Origin of the sequence: Clostridium sp. AM49-4BH (assembly GCF_003478335.1) — a bacterium.
Classification (GTDB): Bacteria; Bacillota; Clostridia; order Lachnospirales; family Lachnospiraceae; genus Butyribacter.
In genome coordinates, this window is record NZ_QUFB01000005.1 from 11,260 (window position 1) to 37,433 (window position 26,174).

Genomic DNA, 26,174 nt, shown 5'->3' on the forward strand with positions numbered 1-26,174 from the left:
TCTTCTGTTACGTCACCTGTCTTGTCTCATATACTTTATTGTCTATACTACAAAAGGGCAAACGCTTCTGTCAATGTCATATACATATAACATTGTCATCACTGTTTGCCCTTCTTTATGTTTACATAAAACGAAAAATAATGCAAGTATTATTCTACTATTATTCAAGAATATAACACATTATTTCTTCTCTACACCGAGCGTAACTTTCTCACCATTGATGCTCCATTCCTTGGTAAATCCGGAAACTTCATCATAGGTTACGCCATCCGCCAGAACATCTGAACAAAGGCTTTCCTCGTTCTTCTGCACGATGTCTTTCACCTTGTCATTGTCCTTAACGTACAACTGAATGTGATCCATCACCTCGAATCCGGCATCTTTACGCATGGTCTGTACTTTACTGATAACCTCGCGCACAAAACCTTCCTCTAACAGTTCCGGAGTCAGGTTCGTATCCAGTACAACAGTTACTCCGTGATCACTGTCAGATACATAGCCTTCCATCTGTGCAGCCTCGATCAACAGATCTTCTTCAGCGAGTGCTTCGTCAACGCCCTCTACCTGGATCGTCAGAGTGCCTTTCTCTTTCAATTCTGCCATAGCAGCCTGTCCGTCCAATCCTGCAAGGATTTCACGAACCGCATTGATGTTTTTGCCAAAACGACGTCCCAGCGTCTTAAGCTGTGGCTTAAAGCTGTAGGTCGTGAGTGCACTGACATCTTCGGTAAGCTCTGCTTCCTTGACGTTAAGCTCGTCCTTGATAATGTCAAGGTAGAACTGTGACAACGCCGCATCTGCTTTGACAAACATCTTACCGATCGGCTGACGGTTCTTGATATTGGCAGTGTTACGACATGCACGTCCAAGTACAACTGCCTCGAGTACAACTTCCATATCTGCCTCGAGCTTCTTGTCGATATGCTCTTTCTGCACCTCAGGGAAGTCGCACAAATGTACACTTTCCGGTGCACTTGCATCCAATGAGCATACAAGATTACGGTAAATATCCTCTGTCATAAATGGGATCATTGGTGCTGCAGCTTTGGCAATGGTTACAAGCGCTGTATACAATGTCATGTATGCATTGATCTTATCCTGCTCCATGCCCTTTGCCCAGAAACGGTCACGGCAACGTCTTACATACCAGTTACTCATCTCATCCACAAATTCCTGCAATGCTCTGGCAGTTTCCGGAATCTTGTAAGCTGCTAAATTATCATCCACAGCTTGAACCGTACTGTTCAAACGTGACAACAGCCACTTATCCATAACGGCAAGATTATCGTAATCCAATGTATATTTTGTCGCATCAAAGTTGTCAATATTAGCATATAATACGAAGAATGCGTAGGTATTCCAAAGAGTACCCATGAATTTACGCTGTCCTTCCTGCACTGCTTTGCCATGGAAACGGTTCGGTAGCCACGGTGCACTATTGATATAGAAATACCAACGAATCGCATCTGCGCCGTATTTTTCAAGTGCATCAAACGGATCCACTGCATTTCCCTTAGACTTACTCATCTTCTGACCGTTTTCATCCTGTACATGTCCAAGGACGATAACGTTCTCATAAGGCGCCTTGTTAAAGAGCAGGGTAGACTCTGCCATCAAAGAATAGAACCATCCACGGGTCTGGTCTACTGCCTCAGAAATAAACTGAGCCGGGAACTGTTTTTCGAAAAGATCCTTATTCTCAAATGGATAATGGTGCTGTGCAAACGGCATTGCTCCACTATCAAACCAGCAGTCGATCACTTCCGGTACGCGCTTCATTGTCTTACCACAGTCCGGGCAGGTAAATGTAACGGCATCAATATATGGGCGGTGAAGTTCTACTTTGGCATCTTCCGGATTACCACTGCGCTCAGCGAGCTCTGCACGGCTTCCGATGGACTCCTGCTTGCCGCAGCCTTCACATTCCCAAATATTTAATGGTGTTCCCCAATAACGGTTACGGGAAATACCCCAGTCCTGAATATTCTCCAGCCAGTTACCGAAACGTCCGGTTCCGATCGACTCCGGAATCCAATTTACGGTATTATTGTTGCGCACGAGATCATCACGCACTTCTGTCATCTTGATGAACCAAGACTCACGTGCATAGTAAATAAGTGGTGTGTCACATCTCCAGCAGTGTGGATAATCATGTTCAAACTTCGGTGCTGCAAAAAGCTGTCCTTTCGCATCCAGATCTTTCAACACTTCCGGATCTGCTTTCTTTACAAAAAGTCCGGCAAATGGCGTCTCTGCGCTCATCTCACCTTTCTCTGTAACAAACTGTACAAATGGAAGATCGTAGTTTCTTCCAACATTGGCATCGTCCTCACCAAAGGCAGGAGCGATATGCACGATACCGGTACCATCGGACATGGTTACATAAGTATCACAAGTCACGAAGAAACCTTTCTTGTGCTGTTTGTCTGCGCACTCTTTGGCACAAGCATACAATGGCTCATACTCCTTGCGCTCCAGATCGCTTCCCTTATAAGTCTCAAGCACCTCATAAGCAGGTGTATCACTGTCTTTATCTGCCAGGCTTCCTAATACGTTGTCTGCTAATGCTTCTGCAAGATAGTACGTATAACCGTCTGCTGCCTTTACTTTAATATAAGTATCCTCTGGGTTTACGCAAAGCGCAACGTTAGATGGCAGCGTCCAAGGTGTTGTCGTCCAAGCCAGGAAATAAGCGTCCTCGCCAGTCACTTTGAAACGCACGATAGCGGAGCGTTCTTTCACTAACTTATAACCCTGTGCCACTTCCTGTGCAGACAGTGGTGTACCACATCTTGGACAGTAAGGAACAATCTTAAAGCCCTTATATAATAGCTTCTTATTCCAGATCTCTTTGAGTGCCCACCACTCAGACTCAATAAAGTTATCGTCATACGTAACGTATGGGTTGTCCATATCAGCCCAGAATCCAACCGTGCCGGAGAAGTCCTCCCACATACCTTTGTATTTCCAAACAGATTCTTTACATTTCTTAATGAATGGCTCCATACCATACTCTTCGATCTGCTCTTTGCCATCTAAGCCAAGCAGTTTCTCTACTTCCAGCTCAACCGGAAGTCCGTGAGTATCCCATCCCGCTTTACGTGGCACCATGTAACCCTTCATCGTCTTATAACGAGGGATCATATCCTTGATAACACGAGTCAGAACGTGACCGATATGCGGCTTACCATTTGCGGTAGGCGGTCCATCATAAAACGTGTAGGTTGGATTTCCTTCACGTGCTTTCATGGATTTTTCGAAAATCTTTTGGTTGCGCCAAAATTCGCCAACATTTTTCTCTCTGTCAACGAAATTTAAGTCTGTTGATACTTTTTGATACATTGTGTTCTCCTTTCCTCAAAAAGAAAAGCTTCCGTCCCCAAACAGGACGAAAGCTGTAATTTCGTATAACCACCTATTCTGCTGCACAATAATCTATGCATGACCCATGTAACGGTGGGCACCGACGGTTTGTACTGAGATATTTGATCCGTTCCAGCCGCAACTCGGAAGTGATGTTCGCGATCATAGGATACTCCGTGTCCGGCTCACACTCCCCCGGACTCTCTGAAACATTTCCCCTAAGGCTACTGTCTTCGTCATCGTCTTTGTAATCTAACCTTAATAATACTGTGCGATTTTTTCTTTGTCAAGGCTATTTCTGCTTTTTTACAAATATATACCATTGTCGGCTCCATTTGAGCTGGGACAATGAACTATTTCAGTTTTTTCTGAGAATACACGCTGTAAATGGTCTTTTTCTTGCCATTTACGGTTACCTTTTTGTAAGCACGCACGCTGTAATAGATCTTTCCCTTCTTTTTTAATACTTTACGCTGTTTGGCACTTATCTTTACCGTGCACTTGGTTGTTTTCGGCTTTTTGACCGTCTTTACCTTTTTCCACGCAATCTTACCGGCTTTTTTGCCTTTCTTAACAACCTTGCAGTACACAATATATCCATTTGCGTTCTTGCTCTTTGTCCATTTAAGATTTGCCTTCTTTTTATTTTTCGCAGCCTTGGCTTTCTTAAGCGATGCCTTGGCAACCTTTGGCAGCGGCGTCTTCAGATTTCGATGCAATGCCTTTGCCACAATCTTTTTGACAGACTGATTATTCAAACGGTCCAGGGCACCCCAAGTTGTGCCACCCGCTCCCTTAAAGGCTTCATCATCAACTTTGGCAGTATCATTGATCGTGATCGTTGTGATCGTCGATACATTCTCGAAGGCATTTTTCTCAATTTCTTTTAATGTCGTTGGCAAATACACTTTAGACAGTTTGCCGCAGCCGGAAAAAGTTCCTTCCGCTACCGAACTAAGACCATCTGAAAATGTCACCTCTTTAATCGATGCACAAGTAAAGGCATATTTTCCAATGGTATATGGTGTAGAAGACTGTATTGTCACTTTGTCCAAATTGCCACATCCGATAAAGGCGCGATCACCGATCGCTGATAACGAACCCTTGAGTGTCATTGTGTTGATGTGACAATTCTTAAATGCTTCTGTTCCCACGATCCCGACATCTTCCATATAAAAATCCTGAATACCGCCCGAACCCTCGAACGCATTCGCACCAATCGCATCTACCCTTCCATAGAAATAAAAGTTGAGCGTCTGTGCTCCGGAATTTTGAAAACAATTTTTACCGATCGTTCCAATACGTCCGGTCTTGCCGAGTGTCACACTGCTAAGCGCTGCGATCGTAGCATAGGCACCATCTCCAATACTGTCCACCTGTGCATCAATCTGAACTTCTTTCAACCGGCTATTATCAAAGCAATGACTTCCCATTGTCTTAAGCTGCATTGGCACACCCAATGCCGAACCGCTGCTGATAATATCTTCTGCTGATATTTGTGCAGGATCATATCGATATATATGTTCTATCGCACAAGAAGCAAAGGCTCTGTCTGCAAAACTTGTTATCGTATCCGGCAAATAGACATTCACAGCCTGCCATTTGCTCTCAAACGCGCCCGCCGGCGTTGTTGACCATTCGCTCGTATGACTTCCGATCGCCGTTACGGTATGTCCATCGATCACCGCCGGAACGATCACATCTGCCGCATTGGTTTTCACTTCGGTGATCGTTGCCGTTCCATCTTCATTGACAGCATACGCAAAATCGCTGTTTTCCTCTGCTGCGCTCACCTGCACGAAGGCGCTTCCACCGACTAAACCGGCAACCAGCGCAAATACCACCAGCCACGCCGTTAATTTCTCCCACTGTTTCATACATCTACCTCGTCTTTCTGTTTGTAATGTTCAATAATATATTGATACATTGTGCTGACTGCCGGAGCCATAAACTCCGAGTTCTGTGTGGCGAGTCCAACGATTCTGTATGCTTCAGGCTTAATCGGATAGCATTTCACCTCATATGGAATGTCTTTCATGACCATTTCCGGCATAATACATATTCCGAATCCATGCGCAACCATAGATACCATGGCAAGATCATCTACAACATGATACTTGGCATGTACATCCAGAGCACTTCCTTTCAAAAAGTTCTGTATATCTGCATCTGTAGACTCCCGCTGCGCTACAAACGGATACGTCTTCATCTCGTCAATCCCAATGTATTCACCATCGCCGTGCCGCTCCATATTTTGGGGCATAACGCACAGCAGCGGATCTTTGTACAATGGGACAATGGAGAGGTCACCTGCACTTGATGCCGACAAAAATCCCATGTCCACCACACCGTTCTTGATCCAGTATACCACATCGTCATACGTTCCTTGAAGTACTTCTATCACAATTCCCGGATAAAGTTTATGAAACGAATGCAAAATATCCGGGATCCAATTAGTACAAGTACTGGAAAAGCAGCCCAGCTTAACGGTTCCCTGTTCTAAGCCGTTAAACTGCGCCACTTTCTGTTGTAAACTCTCGTTGCTATTTAACACTGCGTTAACATAGGGGAGCAGCCGCTCCCCATAATCTGTCAATGTGACGCCGGATTTGCTGCGGTTAAGCACCGGAAATCCAAGTTCTCCTTCCAGCGAAGCAACTGCGTGACTGATCGCGGATGGCGTCAGTCCCAGCAATTCTGCTGCTTTACGAAAGCTCCCCTGTTCCGTCACTGTTTTTAATACCTGATACATTAATAAAGTCATAGCCGCTTCCATTTCTACGTTCCAGCTTGGCTGTCATTTCCTGTGAGTTCTATCTCAGATCCACACACAACTATCTGGAACACTTAAACTGCAAATCTTCCCAACGTCTGTCAACTTCTTCCTGAAACTGCTCGATCAAATGCTCATTGCCTTTTTTGAACAAATGCTTGAAACGTCCCTGCTCACGAAGAAAATCCTCGATCGGCAATTTTTTCTTAGGCTCATAAGATAAGATCCACTTACCATGATCTACCTCAAACAACGGCCAGTAGCATGTTTCTACTGCCAATTTGCATATCTTCATCACTTCTGCCGCATCATAACGCCATCCCCTTGGACACGGCGTCATTACATTGAGAAAAGAAGCACCTTCTGTGTAAATTGCCTTTTCTGCTTTGCGGTGAATATCCTGAAAATTCGTGGTAAAGGTTGTCTGTGCCACATATGGGACATCATGATCTGCAATAATACTTGCCAGATCTTTACGATTCTGCATTTTACCATTTGACTGCTTGCCAACCGGCGTTGTCGTTGTATCTGCATACATCGGTGTCGCCGAAGAACGCTGAATACCGGTATTCATATACGCTCCGTTGTCATAGCAGACATATACCATATCATGCCCACGCTCCATTGCACCGGATAACGATTGGAAACCAATATCATAAGTTCCACCATCGCCGCCAAAAGTGATGAATTTATAATTAACATCTTCCGGCAGTTTACCGCGTTTTTTCAATGCTTTATATGCTGTCTCAACACCACTCAACGTAGCTCCGGCATTTTCAAATGCGTTATGAATATAGCTGTCTTCCCATGCCGTATACGGATACATGAAAGAAGATACCTCCAAACATCCTGTTGCGTTACCGATCACTGCCTGATCTCCCTCATGCAGAGCGCGAAGTACGGCACGAACAGCAATCGTCGCTCCACAACCCGCACACATACGGTGTCCCGGTGCCAAACGCTCCGGCTTGTTCATCATCGTTTTTAATGTATAATCACTCATTGTCGTTCTCCATTCTATTTTTCATACTGTTAACGTAAACGGATGTACTGATGCTGCGGAACTTCCTTGCCATTTTCTACCAGATCCGTAATTTCCTCAAATACAGCTTTTGCATCAGATATGGTAAAATCTCTTCCTGCCAGTCCGTAAATATAATTTACTGCCTCGATCATTACCTTCTCGCGGAATAATCCAGCCATTACTTCCTGACCGAGCGGCCCATTGTTACCGTTATAGCTTTCACAACGATCCAAAATAGCCACTGCCTTGCAGCCTTTGAGTGCCTTTGCGATTTCCTCTGCCGGGAACGGACGGAAAACACGAAGCTTTAACACACCAACTTTTTTCCCTTGCTCACGCAGTTCATCCACTGCCTCTTTTGCCGTTCCTGCTGCTGAACCCATGATCAATATGATATAATCAGCATCTTCTGTGCGGTACTCCTCAAATAATCCATATTCTCTGCCAGACATTGCCGCAAATTTTTTGGCAACTTCCAAAATGACTTCTTTGGAATTTTCCATCGCAATTTCTTGATTTTTCTTAGCTTCCATTGCATAGTTGCTGACTGAATATGGTCCAACTGCGATCGGCTTGCCCGGGTTGAGCAAAAACTCTTCCGGCTCATACTCGCCAACAAAGTCTTTTACCAGCTCGTCCTCTAACAACATAATATTTTCCACCGCATGACTGGTGATGAAACCATCCTGACAGATCATGATCGGCAAATGTACTCCGGTGTCTTCCGCAATTGGATACGCCTGAATAAAATTGTCATACGCTTCCTGATTATTTTCTGCATATATTTGGATCCAGCCGGTATCTCTTGCGCCCATTCCATCGGAGTGATCACAGTTGATGTTGATCGGGCCGGATAAGGTACGGTTGACCAAAGTAAGTGCTAGCGGCAGACGATTTGAAGCTGCTAATAAAAGTTCCTCCCACATCAACGCCAATCCGGCGGAAGATGTTGCCGTCAGGCTTCTTGCTCCTGCTGCCTCAGAACCAATGGCTGCACTCATGGAGGAATGCTCACTCTCTACCGGAATAAACTCTGTATCCATTTCCCCATTCGCAATATAAGTAGATACCATCTGCGGAATCTCCGTGGATGGCGTGATCGGGAAAGCCGGCATAACATCCGGGTTGACTTGACGGATCGCATAGGAAACCGCCTCGTTACCTGACATACGTTCTTTGATCGCCATTATACATTTCCCTCCTTCATCTCAATTGCTCCAAATGGACATACATTTGCGCAAATACCACATCCTTTGCAATGATCCATATCAAATGCCAGACGCTTGCCATCGACAACCGGAATACATCCATCCGGACAAGTCGGTGTGCACAGCAAGCACTGTTTACATTTGTCGGCTACATATACCGGCGTGTTAGTACGCCATTCTCCTGTGTTAAACAGTTTGGACGTACCACCGGCAAATACCATCAATCCCTCTGTCAGATCCTGATGAGGTGTCTTTTCATTGATTTTGGTAATATCGGTTCTCATCTCTTGTTCTCCTATCTTAAACTCTATTCATTTTATTGATGCTGCAGGCTGCGTTGCTGATGCTTTCTTTCTACATTCGCAGTGCTGTCGCCTACATCAATGCTTCTACCGCATCAAACGCCATTTCCAGTGCTTTCATGTTACCATCGATCACTTCCGGCTTCTTTGCAAATTTATGTTCATAAGATGCCCGCATCTCTGTAATAAATTTGTCACGAGGCATCACCTTGCTTACTGCAACAATAGCAGCTAACATCGGCGAATTCGGAAAATTCTTGCCCAACGCATCCACCGAAATTTTACGACCATCCACAGTGTACACATCACCTTCATATCCTTTGAGATGCTCCATGATCTCCTCTTTAGACTTTGGTGTGTTTACAATGATCGCACCTTCTTTCTTAAGACCTGCTGTGACGTCAACAGACTCTAACAGCGTCTCATCCACAACGACCACATAATCCGGATGGTAAATATTTGAATGAACGCGGATCACATCCTGACTGATACGGTTGTACGCTGTGATCGGCGCCCCCATACGTTCCGGACCATACTCCGGGAATCCCTGCACATTCTGTCCTGTCTTAAACGCAACATCTGCCAGCAAAAGTGCTGCAGTCTTAGCACCCTGTCCACCTCTGCCATGCCATCTGATTTCTATTCCATTCTTCATGGTGTCCTCCGTCTCGTGAATATTTTTCATGTAATTGTTCATTTTTTCTCAACAATACTATTATATAGGGTGTATCGAAAAAGTAAAGCGAGAAAGTTTCTTTTCTTTCACTTTGCAGATGAATAAAATTCACCTGCGCACCTGTTGCGAGTTTTCTTGATACTGGTATACTATTGATAATAGTGTCTGCACATATATGAAGCGGCTGTTATCACATATTCATAAGCCGTACTATCGCATTTTTACCGCAGAGCAAGGAGGATATTTATGAGCAAAGTAAAAAAAATCGTACTTACCGGTGGCGGCACAGCCGGCCACGTCACCCCGAATATTGCATTACTCCCTGAGCTTAAAAAACAAGGGTACGATGTACATTATATTGGTTCCTATGAGGGAATTGAACGCACATTGATCAAAGAGCAGGGGATCCCTTATTACGGAATTTCCAGTGGTAACTTAGACGTTATATTGATGTCAAAAACTTAAGTGATCCTTTTAAGGTAGTAAAAGGTCTCGGTCAGGCAATTCGATTATTGGGCAGAATCAAGCCGGATGTTGTGTTTTCCAAAGGTGGATTTGTGTCTGTACCTGTCGTATTGGCAGCAAAGTTTCGTCACATTCCCTGCGTGATCCATGAATCTGATATGACACCGGGGCTTGCCAATAAGATCTGCATTCCATGTGCGCACCGCGTATGCACTAACTTTCCAGAGACGATGAAGCATATCCCGGCAGAAAAGGCTGTACTAACCGGCTCCCCGATCCGCCAGGAGTTGTTTAAGGGCAGTCGTGAAAAAGGCCTTGCATTCTGTGGTTTTGATGATACAAAACCGGTTCTTCTGATCATGGGTGGAAGTCTTGGTGCCGTAGCAGTCAACGATGCTGTCCGAGGCATATTGCCGGAACTGTTGCAAAAGTTTCATGTGATCCATTTGTGCGGTAAGGGCAAATTAGACGATTCGCTAAACGACACAAAAGGATATGCTCAATATGAATATATCGGACCGGAATTAAGAGACCTTATGGCCGCTGCCGATATTTTAATCTCTCGTGCCGGCGCAAATGCAATCTGTGAAATTTTGGCACTGCGCAAACCGAACATTTTAATCCCGCTGTCTGCTGAAGCCAGCCGCGGCGATCAGATCCTTAATGCTGCTTCTTTTGAAAAGTCCGGTTACAGCGTTGTAATACAGGAAAAAGATGTGACCAACGAATTATTGCTGAAGACGGTAAATGACGTGTACACGAACCGAGAACAATATATTCACGCCATGGACAAAAGTCAGTTGAATAATTCCATTGAAAAAATCGTGGGATTGATCAATGAGGCGCGTAAGCATAACCGCCGTCTGAACAGAAAACAGAAATGAGGATAACGAAACTATGGCACTACCAAACGATCCAATGATATTACTCAGTTACGTCAACACCCAGCTTAGGGACTTCTATCCCTCTTTGGAGGAAATGTGCAAGTCCCTGAGTATTGAGCAGGAAACCTTGTGCAAAACACTTGCCGGAATTGATTATCAATATGATCCTGCCAGGAATCAATTTGTATAATAAAGCGTCAGGCGGTAGCGGAGCATGCCGTTACTATGCGCAAACATTAGGCAGTAACGGACTTGTCATAAGCAAGCATTACGCAGTAATGATCTTACCGGAAATGTCGCGTGAAACCCACATAGACATTCCTGATCCGTGATTTCCAAAGGGACGGCTATGAAACCCGAAGCGGTGGTAAAAGCTGTCCCTTTTATATGCTGCCATCAGGCTGACCATAACCGTTTCACCGTCCATCACATCTTTCTGAATGTAATCCAACACTCTGCTGATCAGTTCTGTCCCAATATGATACCCTTGATAGTCCGGATGCACAATGACATCCGTAATAAAATATGTATATCCACCATCACTGACAATACGTGCCATTCCTACAGGACGTTCTCCATCCATCGCAACACACAAATAAAAAGAGTGCTGCAATGCAATAGATGCACGTTTTTCTGTGACTTGTATCCAGTCAACTGCCGCACGCAGTGCATTATAATTTTCTACCGTGATATTATTTGTAAATGTAATTGTAGATTTCATAGTCATCCTCTTTTCTGTATACTCATGCCTACAGTGTATCGCAATCATAATCTTTTCACAAGACCCCAAATATATTGTCTATTTTACACTCCGGATGCATACAATGAGAATAGTAATAGTTTCCGCATAAGACACTTGCCGCAAAATAGTGTTCTGCGGACGCAAATTGATTTCAATGCAGGAAAGGGAGAAAGCACCTATGAAACTCATGACCAGGCAAATCCGCACCAGTCTGAAAAATTGTCACAGCGATATGCAGTTGACGCTCGAGGATGACATTAATGTACCTGACAGCAAGCCCGATATTGAACACATCATTAAAATCCAGGGGGAGATCCATGTACAAGAAACCTCAGCTGAGACAGATCGCGCCATCATTCGTGGTCAATTAAGCTTCTCCCTCCTTTATTTAAGCGACGTGGATTTTCGCCAAATACATACTATGCAGGGACAGATTCCTTTTGAGGAAAGCATCAATTTAGAGAACGCCAACCCAGATCTGGAAGTTCACTGTCATTATGATTTGGAGGACTGCCGAGCCAGTCTCATCAACTCGCGCAAGATCAGCGTTCGTGCAATCCTAAGTCTTCATTGCTGCCAGGAAGAGGAACACATACTCGCCATCGGTACCGGCATTGTTTCGGACGATGCAGTACAGGCAGAGATGGGCGATCCCACCCCGCCGGCCGGTGTTGAACAACAACTGGCACCTATGTCCGTTACCACAATGACCTCCCACCAAAAAGATCTGTTTCGGATCAAAGATGAAACCTCGCTGCCGAAGGGAAAACCAAGTTGTGAAAATGTATTGTACTATGAGCTATCCACGCAGGGTCTTGCAACAAGGCTCGTTGATGACGGTATTCGGATCACCGGCGATCTTCTGATATTTGTTTTATACACACCCGAAGATGATGAGCGCAATTTGGAATATTTTGAAACTGAATTGCCATTTGACGGCATCGTCTCTTGTAGTGGCTGCCACGAAGATATGGTTGCTGATATTGAAATTGTTCCCGGCAAAAAATCACTGGAATGCCGCAGCGATGAAGACGGCGAAATGCGCATCTTTGATGTAGAACTTTCTTTGCTGCTGGATATCAAGTTCTATGAAGAAGAACATTTCGACTGCTTGCAGGACGCCTACTCCACCTCCTGTGATCTTCGTTTGACTAAGAGCAATTCGCATGCCAAACAATTATTGCTCAAAAATCAGAGTGCAGTACGTGTTTCGGACCACATCAAAGTCGATCCCGAAAAGGACAACATTTTGCAAATATGCAACGCTACCGGAACGATCCAAATTGATGAACAAACCATTGTCACGGATGGTATCTCTATCGAAGGTGCAGTAGAACTGGATATCCTATATATCACCGAAGATGATCTGCATCCGCTAAACGTATTGCAGGCAAGCATTCCTTTTCAACATACCATTGAAGTACGCGGCATTTCTCCGGAAGATGATTACGAACTGCAGACCGACATCAGCAGTATCAATGTACTCATGCTCGACCGTGAAGAACTGGAAGCTAAACTTGTATTAAATCTCTGTGTTCTCGTCTTCACTGAATGCTGTAACGACGTTGTGACTGACATTGAAGAGCATGAAATTGACATGGAAACCTTTCAACAAATGCCGGGATTAGTTTGTTATGTAGTACAAAACGGCGATACACTATGGGATATTGCCAAACTGTTCCGCACCACCACAAATGACATTCGCACAATCAATGAATTAGAGTCTGATGCTGTCACTCCCGGTGACAAACTGATCCTCTTAAAGCAAACAGACGGTATTCTTTAGTGTTGCGAAACATAACTTAAAAGCCTATCAGCATATCTCAGAATAATAAAGAGTCAACGGATCACGCTATATCAGCATGACACGAAACAACAAAAGACCAACGGGTCACACTATATCAGCATGACACAAAACAACAAAAGGCTAACGGATCACGCTATATCAGCATGACACAAAACAACAAAAGGCCAACGGATCACATTCTGTCTCTGCTCACATAACAGAAACAGAATGAATCCATTGGCCCCTATCACTTTTTATGTATTTATTACTTGATAACCTTGATCCATCCTTCTGGTGCTTCAATATGACCCATCTGGATACCAGTCAATGTTTCACGTAATTTTGTCATGATCGGTCCCATCTCATCCATACCACTTGGCATGCATATCTCGTTACCATGATCAACAATCTTTCCAACCGGAGAAATAACGGCTGCTGTACCACAAAGTCCACATTCTGCAAAGTCTTTCACTTCTTCAAAAAGAACTTCTCTCTCCTCGACCTCTAATCCAAGATAATCCTTAGCCACTGTTACCAATGAACGTCTTGTAATAGATGGAAGAATACTATCTGATTTTGGTACAACTAATTTATTATCTTTGGTTACAAAAAGAATGTTAGCTCCACCAGTCTCTTCGACCTTAGTACGTGTACCAGGATCCAAATACATATTCTCATCAAAGCCATTCTTATGTGCATCTACAATTGCATGCAAGCTCATTGCATAGTTCAGACCAGCTTTGATATTACCTGTTCCATGAGGTGCTGCACGGTCAAAATCCGAAACACGGATAGTAATTGGCTTTGCGCCACCCTTAAAGTATGGTCCTACAGGAGTCGTGAATACACGAAACTGATATTCACTCGCCGGTTTTACACCGATAACAGCATCACTACCAAACATATATGGACGGATGTACAAGGTTGCTCCAGATCCATATGGTGGTACATAATCTATATTTGCCTCAACTACTTTAGCAATAGCCTCCACAAAACGATCCTCCGGGAATACCGGCATCTCAAGTCTTGCTGCAGACTGTGCCAAACGCTGTGCATTTAGGTCAGGGCGAAAGCACACGACATGACCGTCCTCTGTTGTGTATGCCTTTAATCCTTCAAATACTGTCTGCGCATACTGCAATACACAGGCACACTCGCTCATGGTGATCTGGTCATCCTCAATCAAGGCACCATCATCCCATGCGCCATTCTTGAAGTTGGATACATAACGCTTATCTGTCTTTACATAACCAAATCCAAGATTGTTCCAATCAATGTCTTTCTTTGCCATATTATTACTTCCTTTCCTAATATCCGTTTCAAACAAACTGCGTCTGCCTCAAGCGAAATACATTATTTGAACTTCATTTTACGCCTTGATTCTCAGAGTGTCAAGACAAAGTATACAAGTATACTATTTCTATAATTTTGCGGATCCTTTATCCGTCGAATACTCTTAACAAAGGATTCTTTAATCTTCTATCTGACGAATACGATTTACATGTCTTTCTTCTCCCGAAAATTCAGTATTCAAAAACGTATCAACGATCTTTAAGGCAAGACCCGGTCCAACCACTCGTGCCCCCATAGCAAGAATATTGGCGTCATTATGTTCTCTCGTTGCCTGTGCGCTAAATGTATCATGACAAACTGCCGCACGAATACCTTTTACCTTATTCGCAGCGATAGAAATCCCAATACCTGTACCACAGATCAAAATGCCCTTGTCGCATTCTCCATCTACTATTGCCTTTGCAACTGCCTTGGCATAAACCGGATAATCGCATGGCGTCTCATCCAGACAGCCATAGTCTTTATACGGAATTCCTTTCCCTTCCAGATATGCTTTCACTTCCTGTTTCAAGCCGTATCCGCCATGATCACTACCCAATGCTATCATCTTTTTCTTCCTCCTCCAATCGGTGTATTGTAAGTCTGATTCTCTCCTCAATCTCTTCAAAGCATTTTTCATATGCTTCCTCTTCCGCTCCGTACGGATCTGACACATCCGTCTCTACTCCGGCAAATTCCCCCAAAGTATAAACCGCATAACCATCTCCATACGTTTCCAAAAATTGTACCTTCTCCGGAAATGTCATTGTTAGGATCAATGTTTTATCAGTTAACTCTTCTTTCTGCAATTGCATTGACTGCGAATGATTTCCCGGCGTCATCTCATGCTTACTAAGCAAAAGATTTACCTTTGGGCTGATCGGCTCCTCAAATAATACAACCAGTCCTCTCGAATATGGCTCCGGCATATAAACTGCCGCCTTCGAACGGTAGATCCCTTCTGCGATGGGACTTAGCAACGTGTTGGATGTGCATACAAAAAATATTTTGTCATATGGTCTCATCGTGTTACGCTCCTTTCACGCCTTAACTATGTGATACCCAGCAGCTTTGAGCATCCGGTTCATAATAGCCTGTCCCAAATTATCATCCTCAAAACTTTCTGCAAAGATATACTCAGCCCCCAAATGATCCATTTCTCTCAATATATCATATAACCCCGCAGCAATAGATCCCTCACATTTTCTAGAACCAATGCTATAAACAATGCCACTTGGATAACAGTTCGCTGTCTCCTGTGCAGCGATCACTGCTACCTTGTATCCCTCCTTTTGTTTATCATGTACCATCTGTAAGATAGACGCAACGACCTGTTTTGTTTCTCCCTCTACAATCGTCAATTGACCTTTCGGCGCATAATGTCGATATTTCATTCCCGGCGCCTTTGCTACAATCCCCGGCTTAACTTCTCGGCTGAGCACTGCCGGATCAACTTCTACATTTCCCAATACTTCTCGGAGCATCTCCAATGTAATATAACCAGGTCTAAGCACCATTGGCACATCCCCTGTCAGATCCACGATCGTTGACTCCAAACCAATTCCCACTTCTCCGCCGTCAATAATCATATCGATACGCCCCGACAAATCCTCGATAACGTGCTCTGCCTTGGTCGGACTCGGTCTGCCGGATAGATTTGCACTCGGTGCTGCTATATATACTCCAGACTGCCGAATCAATTCTTTAGCAATTGGGTGCGATGGCATTCGTATTGCAACCGTATCCAAACCACCTGTTGTTGATTTAGGCACAATATCTGCTTTTGGCAGAATCATCGTAAGCGGTCCCGGCCAGAATGCTTCCGAAAGCTTTTTGGCCGCTTCCGGGACATCCGCCGCCAGTTCATATAAACTTTTTACCTCTGAGATATGTACGATCAATGGGTTGTCGGACGGTCTTCCCTTGGCCGCATATATATGATTAGCAGCTTCTTTATGTAATGCATTTCCTCCAAGACCATATACCGTCTCTGTCGGAAACGCCACCAAGCCATCGTTCCGAAGTACCTGACATGCCTCCTGCAACTCCTCATCGCCAAACTGCTCCGGATTGACCTGCAGTATTTTCGTCTCCATTTGAATCCTCTTTTCTTTGCTTAGTTTCCCCAGATTCCCCTAAATAATACAATACCCCCATTCCAATTGCCTGTGCAACCTTTTTCTGATACTCTGCTTCCTGTAACTGCTTTGCTTCCTGCAGATTCGACAAAAAACCACATTCCACAATTACCATTGTGCTCGTTGTATTTTTCAGCAGATAATAATCCGCATTTGCCTTGATCTGTCTGCGATTATCGGGTGCTACATCTCGTTTCAACGTTTCTTGGATCTTAGCGGCCAACTGTTTGCCGCTTTCAGAGGTTGCCTGGTAAAACACCTGCGCCCCTCTCGACGTCGCATCTGTATAGCTGTTTTGATGAATACTGACAACAACATCCGCATCGCACCCGTTCATAATGCTGACACGTTTCGCCATATCTGCGCGTTTCTTATTCGTATCAGATTCCTCATATAATCCCTGATCCGCCTCACGTGTCATTATCACCTGACAGTTATTGCGTTCCAATACCTTTTGCAATTGTTTTGCTATTGCCAGATTGATATCCTTTTCGTATACACCATCAACGCCAATCTTACCCGGATCTACTCCTCCGTGACCACTATCGATCACAACAGTGTATTTTGCTGTTTTTTGATTCAATGTATGCACACTGATCCACCGATCTGCATCCATCACCAAAAAACCGACAGACAGTAACAAACCAACAATAATTCCAATTCCGTATTTCTTCCCCCATTGCTTCAAAAAAGATACATTATTCATACGCAGGCCACATTGTGGCATCCTCCGCCATTATTCTATACATATCTATGAAGCAAAAAACATACTAATGATAGGAATCCCAATTAATGTTTCACATACTTCTCAATCATATTCCACACAGAGGCATCTTCCAATCCCAGTTTCCAAAAGGCAACTCCACCCAGATTTGCATCCGATACCGCTTTCATCTTAAGTTCCAACGATTTCGCATCCTCAATCCAAATTTTATGAACCGTTCCACTCTCTGTATATTCTACATAATTCATTCCTGTTGCATCATCCCAAGTTGCCTTTTTGCCGGAATCCTTAAGCACAGTCTGCGCACCTTTCATAGAGCACGCCTCGGATGATAACTTTGCTTTCCCACCCTTTGTCTTCTCTTTCCAATGTCTGGAATAGAACGGCAATGCTATAACCATCTGCTCTGCAGGGACTTCCTCACCTACTTCCTGTATGGAATTCGTCACATAACTGATTGAAGAAACCGGACCGGCTTCCTTACTGCCGGCATAGTGCTCATCATATGACATCGTGATCACATAGTCAGCAACCTCTGCCTGCTCTTTGCGATTATAATATGCCGAAATTCCTCCCGCAGGTGGGTAATTGTCTATAGACAAAACAACTCCATTATTGCGGCACATAATTCCAAGTTCCCTTACAAACTGTATAAAGTCCTCGCCGGAATCCTTTTTAACATTCTCAAAATCAATGTTAATTCCGTCAAGATCGTATCGTATTGCCTCGGCAATCAGGTTCTTGACTAATTTTTGACGTTTGCTCGTTGTACCCAGCACTTTTCCAATCTTCATCTTAGGGCCGAAATCACTGCACAGGGCCCATACCTGTACACCGGCCTGATGTGCCGTCTGCACATAAGAATCGGAAGCCAGTGATGTAACATTGCCATCATTATCCGACGTCTCAAACCAAGTAGGCGCCACAACATTCACACCTTTTGTTGCAGATAATAAACCGGATAATCTTCCATTAGCTGACTGATTCGTCACCTGATGCCACACTAAATTCACCTGCTTATCCATTAGGATATGGCTATAGGACTCCTCACGAAACGTTGTTTCTGACTGTTTCTTATAGGTTTCCTTCATCTTCTTAGCCTGTACGTATCCTATCACACCGGACTCAGACATCACTTTCATAAATCCTGTGTCCTTATTTTCACCGGCAAGAACACGAAGCTTCTGTCCCGACTTTACATCTTGCAGGATCGGACTCTTAATGCTCTGTTTATTGCGGATCTGCACATCATCCTTCGCATCCGCATAGCTTATATCCTTATTGTATACCGTGTGGATCACAATACGATTTGGCTTTTTGTATTGTTTATAATCCATCGCCGTGTACTGCTGAACATAGTCCAAAGCCACATAAACAACATTGTCCTGTGCTACAGCAATTGTATAATCCTTGCTAACACGGCTTTTATTATTAATATAACAATCTTTACTGTTTAATGCAGCGGAGATCAGCTGGGTCGAAGTTGTATATAACAGCATATTTTCATTGGCATCCCAATAAAAACGATGATTTAACTTCTCTGTCACAAATTCTCTATCTACATAAATATGACCATCTTTCTCGATAGCTTTTAGTCCACATATATCATCTTCCAGCACAACCGGCATCATCCCCTGATCGGTCACCTGAAAATACTTTGTCAGACTCATGTGCGTTTTGTTTGGTGCAAATTTCTTAAGCATGATCACTGCAAGGATTGCTGCCAAAGCCAAAAGCACAACCACTACTCCAATGGTAATCCTCTTCTTGTTCTTCATTCGTCAAAGCCCTCATTTCTTAATCGTACTAGTCATACAACAATACTCTGTTTTAGTATACCACTTTTCCCTCTATCGGGCAAACTGAAATATCGGAGAGACATCGGGGCCTTGACGTCTCTCCGAAAAAGGTTGTGTGCGAAGTTTCGCACAGACATACATTCCCGTTATCAGCCATCCTGCCAATAAACGGTTTTACTCAAAATTCCGTAATATGATCAAAATCAATCTCACATATTTTGCCTGCTTCATCGCCAACATAACTCTTCATGTAATAATGATCCTCCATGACCTGATGCAGCACTCTGGCATCCCTCGTCGAATAGAGCACACCGTCTACCCGCACCGGCACACCAACGCGCTCTGCATCAGATATTTCGGAAATCACCCAAGAATACATTGTCTCCCGCAGACCTGTTGATTTTCTCTCCAATTGCTTATCCCCCTTTGCTCGATGACAGTACGACTTTCCTGAACATTGGTTGTATATTGTGACATGTCAATCTTTCATACTGCTCACCCATGCTCCTGCAGTTCATAAATCATAATCTGCAGGGCTCAAATCGCTCATATGAAAATCACAATTTCCATATAAACCATACTTGAATCACTGAGAATCGAATCCCTATCATACGCCGCAATCGGAACCTTTTGGTTATTTCAGAATACACTGCTATTATGCGAGACACAGTGTTTGAAACAAAAGTATCATATCCGTCCTTTTAACGAAACATCATCACCTCCTACACATCGGGTTCGTTTCTCTGAGGGCATTATATGCTCCCTGCAAACATTCTGGCAATACCAAATCGACAAATTGATATTAGAAAACAACCTCTAACTTTGTTAGTATTTACCAACTTTTTGTTTTTTTTGATAGATTTTAAATAGATTTCAAAATATTTGGAGAAATTGAGAATATTCTCCACGTATGCTTTTGTTCAAACTGACGAAATCTATAATTAGCATATTTCATTCCATTTTAAGTACATAGACAAAGCAGCTTTGATTCGATAGCAGACTTTCCTATCGTTTGACTTCTTTTCAGTATTATTTTATACTGATATATAAAGAACATAGGTCGGGATGACAACTCATCCAGGCCGCATATTCTAGCTTTTTATAAGGCTTAATATTAATTATTGACGAAGGGAAGTGAGCCTATGCGAATTGAAAAAATCAATGAACATCAGATCCGTTGTACGTTGTATCAAAAAGATTTAAAGGACCGCGAAATCCGCATTAGCGAATTGGCATACGGAACCGAAAAAGCTCGGGCTCTTTTTCGAGATATGATGCAGCAAGCGTCCTACGAATTTGGATTTGAGGCAGATGATATCCCATTAATGATAGAAGCAATTCCAATGCTTCCGGATGCACTTATTTTGTTGATCACCAAAGTGGAAGATCCCGATGAATTGGATACCCGCTTTTCAAACTTTACTGACGATCCGTCAGAGCATTATTTGGACGATTCCTCGACAGATGATTTTGTAATCATTAACGATGACGAAGAGTTTGATGCAGATGACTTTGATATCGATGGACCGGATTCCGCAGAGGATATGAATATTGAGCAAATGCTCAATGAAGTTAATTCTCAAACAAAATGGCCCGGTCGTGGCAAAGCAGATGCCGTCCTGGATCAACTTTTCCATGGTAATGTGCAAAAAGAATCGAAGGACAACAAAGCCACTGCCGACAAGAACAAACCCGACATCAATTTGGAACACCCTATGGAACCAGATGTAGATGTTAATGAGGCACTTGTAGATATTACCCGTATATTCTCATTCTCCTCTCTCGAGAAACTGGTCGAAATGTGCGAGCATTTACGCAACTTTTATAATGGACCTAATACAGCTTACCGCTCCACCTCTTTGGGTAAATATTATATCATTTTGCATAGAGGGATTTATGACCTTGCCCGCTTTGCCAGAGCTGAAGCTGTTGCAGCCGAGTACGGTACACCTTGTCCGAACAATCATGCTGCTCCGCAGTTTCTCGCAGAACATTGTGAAGTTTTGATCGCCGACCGCGCTGTTCAAGTTCTTGGCACCCTCTAAATGACGGATATAAACATCAAAAGCCATTGCTTAACTGATAAGCGACTGCCCCAATGTCAATCTTTCGGGCAACCTATCAAAGCAATGCTTTTTTATGATTGTTTACTATAAAAACAGTTCTATTATGCCTCTTTCTTGGCCAGATACTCATTTACATTTACAACAAGCTCATCTGCGTTCATGCCATGAACCATAGCCGCTTCATCCAATGTCTCTCCCTGTGCAGAAGGACATCCGATGCAGTGCATTCCTGATGCCATAAGAATTGCTGCAATGCCCGGATCAATTTTAAGCATATCTGCGATTATCATATCTTTATTAATTGTTGCTGCCATATCTATTACCTCCATTATATGATATATTCAGCGATACAGGCAGAATGACTGCTGTTCGCTTAAGTACGCACCGATTATAACACTCTCTTTCTATAAAAACAAGCTGTAATTTTTTATTACTGATTCAAACTTCGCACATCCGAAGCTGTCATCTAGTCACATATTGCTTATTATGTCGATGGGCTAATTATATTTTGCAGCCGCTATATAGTGAGTCCTGCCATCAAGAAACTATAGCAATTGCTTTGCCACAATTAGTATTCATCAGAGACTTAACAAAAAAAGCAGTCAGTCTGTCATTCATCAACAAACTGGCTGCTAATTTTGTTTATAGTTGTCTCAACCATAAATTAAGCCTCAGAAATTGCTCCGGATGGGCATGTTCCTGCACAAGCTCCACAAGAAATGCAGCTATCTGCATCAATTTCATAATGAGCCTCACCCTCAGAAATTGCTCCTACAGGGCATCCACCTGCACAAGCTCCACAGCTTACGCAATCATCACTAATAACATATGCCATTATAAAGTACCTCCTTTTGATTTAAGTATGGCTTAATTTTAATACAATTCATCTAAAATGGCAACCCCCAAAATTCTCCAAACGCCCTGTTTTACTGGGTTAGGCGCAACTTACCAAACGTACGTTTACGCTCAATATCTTATTTAAACTTTTAAAAAAGTGCGTGTTTTCGACAGTGCTCGGCAAGTAGTTGTGACTAACTCCGTTAATTTGTCAAGGTGATTTATTGATATTTTTTATCATTAATTCAAACTTTACACATTTGAAGCTGCTGCTTGTTTTTCCGGAAAGAACATTATATGATAATAACCACATATACCATAAATAGAAACGAGGACTTCAATGAACAATTATAAATTAACAATACAATATGATGGCACACGCTACAGCGGTTGGCAAAAGCAGGGCAATACTGCTGATACGATCCAAGGTAAAATTGAAACCGTATTGCAAAAATGGCTGAAAGAAGACATTGAGATCCATGGATCCGGCCGCACGGATGCCGGCGTCCATGCCCTATGTCAGGTGGCCAATTTCAAAACATCTGCTGCCTTATCGTGTCCACAGATCATGACAGCGCTTAACCAATATTTACCGCAAGACGTTCGGATCACGAGCGTGACACAGGTAGATCCACGATTTCACGCACGCCTCAATGCTAAGCAGAAACACTACCGTTACCAAATTGACAACGGCTCTGCCGCTGAAGTGTTTGAGCGAAAATACATGACTCGCTTTGCAGATACGGACTATTTCTATAAATTATGCAGACAAACCGGTCACTTATCCGCCACATTTGGCGATAGTTCTGTCAACACGGATATTTCAAGACCTTCTGAAAGAAACAATGTGGCATCCAACAACACAATGCCGCCTCAAAGAAACAATGTAGCATCCAACAACACAATGCCGCCTCAAATAATATACGATTTGGAAGCGATGCAGAAAGCCGCTGCCCTGCTGTGCGGCGAACACGATTTCAAAAGTTTTTGCGATAATAAGCGTATGAAGAAGTCAACCGTCCGTACAATTACGAATCTGACCATTCGAAATGAAAATAACAAGATGATACTTGATTTTTATGGGAATGGCTTTTTGTATCATATGGTACGCATTCTGACCGGCACTTTGTTAGAAGTTGGCATTGGGCTAAAAAGTCCTGAAGATATCCCTGCCATTCTACAGGCACAAAAAAGAGAGGCAGCCGGTTTCACTGCCCCTCCACAAGGATTATTTCTTATGAATGTTACTTATTAGCTGTTCTCAGCAAATGCATCCAAGATAGTATCTGCTGACACTACTCAACTAATGCATCTAAGACAGGCCTTGCTGACGCTACTCAACTAATGTATCTAAGACAGGCCTTGCTGACACTACTCGACTAATGTATCTAAGATAATATCTGCTGACACTACTCAACTATTTCATCTAAGATGGCGCCTGCGACTTCCTCTTTTGTCATTTTCGGCAGCTCGCGGGCTCCTTCTCTTGTGATCAAGGTCACCACATTTGTATCAACGCCAAACCCGGCTCCTTCTACTTTCAAGTTGTTCGCAACAACCAGGTCCAAATGCTTTTTATCCAATTTTTTGCGGGAATTTTCCAACATATTCTCTGTTTCCATAGAAAATCCGCATAAGATCTGTTTCTCTGTGCGATGTTCTCCCAAATAGCCCAAAATGTCTTTCGTGCGTGTAAGTGCGATCGCTGCTTCCCCATCTGTCTTTTTGATCTTATTGTCTGCTACAGTAGCAGGTGTATAATCAGCCACTGCAGCGGCTTTGATAATAATATCCTGCTCTGCCATGCGGGAAGTAACTGCCTGAAACATGTCTTCTGCACTTTCTACCGGAACAACATCTACAAAGAGCGGCGGTTCTAAAGAAACCGGTCCGGACACAAGTGTCACCTGCGCACCTCGCTGCATAGCAACTCTCGCAAGCGCATATCCCATTTTACCTGTGGAACGATTAGAAATAAAGCGTACCGGATCAATTGCTTCGACGGTCGGACCGGCAGTAACAAGTACTTTTTTGCCTTCCAGATCCTTTTCGAAGCGAATCTCACGTAAAATATATTCCAATAAAACTTCTTCCGATGGGAGCTTACCCGCTCCAACATCTTTACAAGCCAGATATCCAACTGCCGGAGCAATAATTTCATAACCATAATGACGAAGTTTCTCCAAATTATCTTGAACGATTGGATTTTCGTACATATTGGTATTCATCGCCGGAGCAATGATCTTTTTACATTTGCATGCCATGACAGTTGTTGTCAACATGTCATCCGCAATGCCGCCTGCAATCTTTCCAATAACATTCGCAGACGCCGGAGCGATCAACACCACATCCGCCTGTTTTGCCAGCGCGACGTGCTCTACACTATATTGAAAATTGCGGTCAAATGTATCAACCAGACATTTGGTACTTGTCAATGTCTCAAATGTGATCGGATTAATAAAATTGGTCGCATTCTTCGTCATTAATACGTGTACCTGCGCATGCATCTTCACAAGCATACTTGCCAGATTTGCGATCTTATATGCTGCAATACTCCCTGTCACACCGAGTACCACCGTTTTTCCCTTAAGCATCTTTCTTTCCTCCATGCGATATCTGTCTACCACATCGTTTCAAACTAATTCGTTATTCCACCTTACTGCACCGGGCCAAGCTAATTCGTTATCCCGCCTTACTGCACCAGGCCAAGCTAATTCGTTATTCCGCCTTACTGCACCAGGCCAAGCTCTCCGTGCTTCTCATAACGCGACACTTGATGAATCTTATTTTCTTCATCCACAAAGACCACCTTTGGCCGATGCGTTTTGGCTTCTTCCGGGGTCATTGATGCATAACACATAATGATCACATGGTCACCCACCTGAACCTGTCGTGCTGCTGCACCATTTAAGCAGATCATTCCACTGCCGGCTTCACCACAGATCGTATATGTCTCAAAACGATTGCCATTCTCTACATCAACAATCTGTACCATCTCATATTCTAAGATCCCAGCCGCATCCATCAGCTCCGGATCGATCGTTATACTGCCAACGTAATTCAGTTCCGCCTGCTTTACAACCGCACGGTGAATCTTTCCTTTTAGCATCGTAAGTTCCATAAGAATCCTCCATTCTTTTGCTTTGCAAAGTTTTTCTCAAAATCTCCGCATAATTTTTTTACTGTCGTATCCTGCACCTCAATGCTACTTTTCCGTAATAAAATTATCGATCAGACGTGTCTTTCCAATATATACAGCCATTGCCACAAGAACCGGCTCCTTAACCGTCTCTACCGGCTCTAATGTATTCCAGTCAACAACTTCTACATAATCAACCTTTGCAAGAGGTTCCGTTGCAATCTCATCCAAAATGATCTGACGGATCTTCGCTGCATCTGCCTCACCCGCCTTCAAGGCTTCCTTACCCTTTGCCAAAGACTTGCTGAGGATCAGCGCTGCTTCACGCTCCTGTGCACTTAAGTACGTATTGCGGGAACTCTTAGCCAATCCATCCTCTTCTCGAATGATCGGGCAGCCGACAATCTCAATACCAAAGTTCAGATCACTTACCATATGACGGATCACTGCAAGCTGCTGTGCATCCTTCTGCCCAAAATATGCTTTGTCCGGTACAACAATGTTAAACAATTTGGACACAACCGTGCACACACCGCGGAAATGAATCGGTCTTGTTTTTCCACAAAGACCACCCGTCAGCGTTGTCATATCAACAAAAGAAGAAAAATCCTTGTGGTACATTTCGCTTGGATCCGGATGGAAAATAAGGCTTGCACCTGCTTTTTCACAAAGTGCTGCATCACGATCCATATCACGTGGATAGCTTTCCAAATCCTCTGATGGGCCAAACTGCATTGGATTTACAAATACACTGACAACGACACGATCATTTTCTGCAACCGCACGGTCGATCAAACTCTTGTGTCCTTCATGGAGATATCCCATTGTTGGGACAAGACCCACTGTCAGTCCCTCCTTACGCCATTGTTTTACCTGCTCTCTGACTTCCGCTATTGTCTCTACTATTTTCATGATC

Annotated in this window: 24 protein-coding genes and 1 pseudogene; 5 read left to right on the plus strand and 20 right to left on the minus strand. The window is 43.5% G+C overall.

Annotated features, from left to right (window positions below):
• Positions 1–180 precede the first annotated feature (180 nt).
• From ileS to DW981_RS02475, 7 genes are all read right to left on the minus strand, one after another.
• The gene (gene ileS / locus DW981_RS02445; protein ID WP_118506660.1) at positions 181–3,342 is read right to left on the minus strand and encodes an isoleucine--tRNA ligase; all 3,162 of its coding nucleotides are present in this window, start codon (positions 3,340–3,342) and stop codon (positions 181–183) included.
• Positions 3,343–3,716: 374 nt separating this feature from the next.
• A complete protein-coding gene (locus DW981_RS02450) occupies positions 3,717–5,240 on the minus strand; it encodes a leucine-rich repeat domain-containing protein (protein WP_118506661.1) in 1,524 nt (507 codons plus the stop codon).
• The gene (locus tag DW981_RS02455) at positions 5,237–6,127 is read right to left on the minus strand and encodes a LysR family transcriptional regulator (RefSeq protein WP_118506708.1); all 891 of its coding nucleotides are present in this window, start codon (positions 6,125–6,127) and stop codon (positions 5,237–5,239) included. The genes DW981_RS02450 and DW981_RS02455 overlap by 4 nt, the downstream gene beginning before the upstream one ends.
• Positions 6,128–6,197: 70 nt before the next feature.
• Entirely contained in the window at positions 6,198–7,139 is a 942-nt protein-coding gene (locus tag DW981_RS02460) for a thiamine pyrophosphate-dependent enzyme (protein WP_022026021.1), read from the minus strand.
• Positions 7,140–7,168: 29 nt separating this feature from the next.
• A complete protein-coding gene (porA, locus tag DW981_RS02465) occupies positions 7,169–8,347 on the minus strand; it encodes a pyruvate ferredoxin oxidoreductase (protein ID WP_118506662.1) in 1,179 nt (392 codons plus the stop codon).
• Positions 8,347–8,652, minus strand: coding sequence for a 4Fe-4S binding protein (locus tag DW981_RS02470; protein WP_022026018.1), 306 nt, complete (start codon positions 8,650–8,652; stop codon positions 8,347–8,349). Before DW981_RS02470 ends, porA begins: the two co-directional genes overlap by 1 nt.
• A 91-nt stretch (positions 8,653–8,743) precedes the next feature.
• Positions 8,744–9,325, minus strand: coding sequence for a 2-oxoacid:acceptor oxidoreductase family protein (locus DW981_RS02475; protein ID WP_022026017.1), 582 nt, complete (start codon positions 9,323–9,325; stop codon positions 8,744–8,746).
• Positions 9,326–9,592: 267 nt separating this feature from the next.
• Between DW981_RS02475 and DW981_RS02480 the strand changes: the two are divergent.
• Positions 9,593–10,695: pseudogene (locus DW981_RS02480) on the plus strand (undecaprenyldiphospho-muramoylpentapeptide beta-N-acetylglucosaminyltransferase).
• Between the two features lie 13 nt (positions 10,696–10,708).
• Complete coding sequence (locus DW981_RS02485; RefSeq protein ID WP_022026015.1) at positions 10,709–10,885, plus strand: DUF4250 domain-containing protein; 177 nt, start codon at positions 10,709–10,711, stop codon at positions 10,883–10,885.
• A gap of 78 nt (positions 10,886–10,963) precedes the next feature.
• Here DW981_RS02485 and DW981_RS02490 read toward each other — a convergent pair whose 3' ends face one another.
• Positions 10,964–11,416, minus strand: coding sequence for a GNAT family N-acetyltransferase (locus DW981_RS02490; RefSeq protein WP_022026014.1), 453 nt, complete (start codon positions 11,414–11,416; stop codon positions 10,964–10,966).
• 199 nt (positions 11,417–11,615) lie between these two features.
• On the opposite strand from DW981_RS02490, the gene DW981_RS02495 reads away from it, so the two are divergent.
• A complete protein-coding gene (locus DW981_RS02495; protein ID WP_182434097.1) occupies positions 11,616–13,223 on the plus strand; it encodes an SPOCS domain-containing protein in 1,608 nt (535 codons plus the stop codon).
• Positions 13,224–13,488: 265 nt separating this feature from the next.
• Here DW981_RS02495 and DW981_RS02500 read toward each other — a convergent pair whose 3' ends face one another.
• From DW981_RS02500 to DW981_RS02530, 7 genes are all read right to left on the minus strand, one after another.
• Positions 13,489–14,535 (minus strand): branched-chain amino acid aminotransferase, encoded by a 1,047-nt coding sequence (locus DW981_RS02500; RefSeq protein WP_279220174.1) that lies wholly within the window; start codon positions 14,533–14,535, stop codon positions 13,489–13,491.
• A gap of 159 nt (positions 14,536–14,694) precedes the next feature.
• The gene (gene rpiB, locus DW981_RS02505; RefSeq protein ID WP_118506665.1) at positions 14,695–15,123 is read right to left on the minus strand and encodes a ribose 5-phosphate isomerase B; all 429 of its coding nucleotides are present in this window, start codon (positions 15,121–15,123) and stop codon (positions 14,695–14,697) included.
• Positions 15,107–15,580 (minus strand): hypothetical protein, encoded by a 474-nt coding sequence (locus DW981_RS02510; protein WP_118506666.1) that lies wholly within the window; start codon positions 15,578–15,580, stop codon positions 15,107–15,109. The genes rpiB and DW981_RS02510 overlap by 17 nt, the downstream gene beginning before the upstream one ends.
• A gap of 15 nt (positions 15,581–15,595) precedes the next feature.
• The gene (locus tag DW981_RS02515) at positions 15,596–16,651 is read right to left on the minus strand and encodes an L-threonylcarbamoyladenylate synthase (protein ID WP_118506667.1); all 1,056 of its coding nucleotides are present in this window, start codon (positions 16,649–16,651) and stop codon (positions 15,596–15,598) included.
• Positions 16,605–17,399, minus strand: coding sequence for an N-acetylmuramoyl-L-alanine amidase (locus DW981_RS02520; protein WP_182434098.1), 795 nt, complete (start codon positions 17,397–17,399; stop codon positions 16,605–16,607). The genes DW981_RS02515 and DW981_RS02520 overlap by 47 nt, the downstream gene beginning before the upstream one ends.
• A gap of 83 nt (positions 17,400–17,482) precedes the next feature.
• Positions 17,483–19,195 carry a glycosyl hydrolase family 18 protein gene (locus DW981_RS02525; RefSeq protein ID WP_118506669.1) on the minus strand — a complete coding sequence of 571 codons (1,713 nt, stop codon included), beginning with the start codon at positions 19,193–19,195 and terminating at the stop codon, positions 17,483–17,485.
• A 199-nt stretch (positions 19,196–19,394) separates the two neighbouring features.
• Positions 19,395–19,628 carry a hypothetical protein gene (locus tag DW981_RS02530; RefSeq protein WP_118506670.1) on the minus strand — a complete coding sequence of 78 codons (234 nt, stop codon included), beginning with the start codon at positions 19,626–19,628 and terminating at the stop codon, positions 19,395–19,397.
• Positions 19,629–20,358: 730 nt separating this feature from the next.
• On the opposite strand from DW981_RS02530, the gene DW981_RS02535 reads away from it, so the two are divergent.
• Positions 20,359–21,261 (plus strand): adaptor protein MecA, encoded by a 903-nt coding sequence (locus tag DW981_RS02535; RefSeq protein WP_118506671.1) that lies wholly within the window; start codon positions 20,359–20,361, stop codon positions 21,259–21,261.
• Positions 21,262–21,383: 122 nt separating this feature from the next.
• Here the strand turns inward: DW981_RS02535 and DW981_RS02540 are convergent, their stop codons facing one another.
• Complete coding sequence (locus tag DW981_RS02540) at positions 21,384–21,596, minus strand: DUF1858 domain-containing protein (protein WP_118506672.1); 213 nt, start codon at positions 21,594–21,596, stop codon at positions 21,384–21,386.
• Positions 21,597–21,946: 350 nt separating this feature from the next.
• Complete coding sequence (locus DW981_RS02545; RefSeq protein WP_022026003.1) at positions 21,947–22,117, minus strand: 4Fe-4S binding protein; 171 nt, start codon at positions 22,115–22,117, stop codon at positions 21,947–21,949.
• A 342-nt stretch (positions 22,118–22,459) separates the two neighbouring features.
• On the opposite strand from DW981_RS02545, the gene truA reads away from it, so the two are divergent.
• Positions 22,460–23,374 carry a tRNA pseudouridine(38-40) synthase TruA gene (gene truA, locus DW981_RS02550; RefSeq protein WP_118506673.1) on the plus strand — a complete coding sequence of 305 codons (915 nt, stop codon included), beginning with the start codon at positions 22,460–22,462 and terminating at the stop codon, positions 23,372–23,374.
• Between the two features lie 154 nt (positions 23,375–23,528).
• Here truA and coaBC read toward each other — a convergent pair whose 3' ends face one another.
• The 3 genes from coaBC to panC form a co-directional block, all read right to left on the minus strand.
• On the minus strand, positions 23,529–24,713 hold the full coding sequence (coaBC, locus tag DW981_RS02555; RefSeq protein WP_118506674.1) for a bifunctional phosphopantothenoylcysteine decarboxylase/phosphopantothenate--cysteine ligase CoaBC: 1,185 nt from the start codon (positions 24,711–24,713) through the stop codon (positions 23,529–23,531).
• Between the two features lie 134 nt (positions 24,714–24,847).
• The gene (panD, locus tag DW981_RS02560; RefSeq protein ID WP_022025999.1) at positions 24,848–25,240 is read right to left on the minus strand and encodes an aspartate 1-decarboxylase; all 393 of its coding nucleotides are present in this window, start codon (positions 25,238–25,240) and stop codon (positions 24,848–24,850) included.
• A gap of 84 nt (positions 25,241–25,324) precedes the next feature.
• Entirely contained in the window at positions 25,325–26,170 is an 846-nt protein-coding gene (gene panC, locus DW981_RS02565; protein ID WP_118506675.1) for a pantoate--beta-alanine ligase, read from the minus strand.
• Positions 26,171–26,174: the final 4 nt, after the last annotated feature.

Bases quoted from the DNA above. Each gene is read 5' to 3' on its own strand.
- truA (WP_118506673.1), top strand. From the start codon at position 22,460: ATGAACAATTATAAATTAACAATACAATATGATGGCACACGCTACAGC.
- DW981_RS02540 (WP_118506672.1), bottom strand. From the start codon at position 21,596: ATGGCAGCAACAATTAATAAAGATATGATAATCGCAGATATGCTTAAA.
- DW981_RS02535 (WP_118506671.1), top strand. From the start codon at position 20,359: ATGCGAATTGAAAAAATCAATGAACATCAGATCCGTTGTACGTTGTAT.
- rpiB (WP_118506665.1), bottom strand. From the start codon at position 15,123: ATGATAGCATTGGGTAGTGATCATGGCGGATACGGCTTGAAACAGGAA.
- ileS (WP_118506660.1), bottom strand. From the start codon at position 3,342: ATGTATCAAAAAGTATCAACAGACTTAAATTTCGTTGACAGAGAGAAA.
- DW981_RS02490 (WP_022026014.1), bottom strand. From the start codon at position 11,416: ATGAAATCTACAATTACATTTACAAATAATATCACGGTAGAAAATTAT.
- DW981_RS02525 (WP_118506669.1), bottom strand. From the start codon at position 19,195: ATGAAGAACAAGAAGAGGATTACCATTGGAGTAGTGGTTGTGCTTTTG.
- panC (WP_118506675.1), bottom strand. From the start codon at position 26,170: ATGAAAATAGTAGAGACAATAGCGGAAGTCAGAGAGCAGGTAAAACAA.
- DW981_RS02510 (WP_118506666.1), bottom strand. From the start codon at position 15,580: ATGAGACCATATGACAAAATATTTTTTGTATGCACATCCAACACGTTG.
- panD (WP_022025999.1), bottom strand. From the start codon at position 25,240: ATGGAACTTACGATGCTAAAAGGAAAGATTCACCGTGCGGTTGTAAAG.
- coaBC (WP_118506674.1), bottom strand. From the start codon at position 24,713: ATGCTTAAGGGAAAAACGGTGGTACTCGGTGTGACAGGGAGTATTGCA.
- porA (WP_118506662.1), bottom strand. From the start codon at position 8,347: ATGGCGATCAAAGAACGTATGTCAGGTAACGAGGCGGTTTCCTATGCG.
- DW981_RS02495 (WP_182434097.1), top strand. From the start codon at position 11,616: ATGAAACTCATGACCAGGCAAATCCGCACCAGTCTGAAAAATTGTCAC.
- DW981_RS02485 (WP_022026015.1), top strand. From the start codon at position 10,709: ATGGCACTACCAAACGATCCAATGATATTACTCAGTTACGTCAACACC.
- DW981_RS02515 (WP_118506667.1), bottom strand. From the start codon at position 16,651: ATGGAGACGAAAATACTGCAGGTCAATCCGGAGCAGTTTGGCGATGAG.
- DW981_RS02520 (WP_182434098.1), bottom strand. From the start codon at position 17,399: ATGAATAATGTATCTTTTTTGAAGCAATGGGGGAAGAAATACGGAATT.
- DW981_RS02455 (WP_118506708.1), bottom strand. From the start codon at position 6,127: ATGACTTTATTAATGTATCAGGTATTAAAAACAGTGACGGAACAGGGG.
- DW981_RS02470 (WP_022026018.1), bottom strand. From the start codon at position 8,652: ATGAGAACCGATATTACCAAAATCAATGAAAAGACACCTCATCAGGAT.
- DW981_RS02460 (WP_022026021.1), bottom strand. From the start codon at position 7,139: ATGAGTGATTATACATTAAAAACGATGATGAACAAGCCGGAGCGTTTG.
- DW981_RS02475 (WP_022026017.1), bottom strand. From the start codon at position 9,325: ATGAAGAATGGAATAGAAATCAGATGGCATGGCAGAGGTGGACAGGGT.
- DW981_RS02545 (WP_022026003.1), bottom strand. From the start codon at position 22,117: ATGGCATATGTTATTAGTGATGATTGCGTAAGCTGTGGAGCTTGTGCA.
- DW981_RS02450 (WP_118506661.1), bottom strand. From the start codon at position 5,240: ATGAAACAGTGGGAGAAATTAACGGCGTGGCTGGTGGTATTTGCGCTG.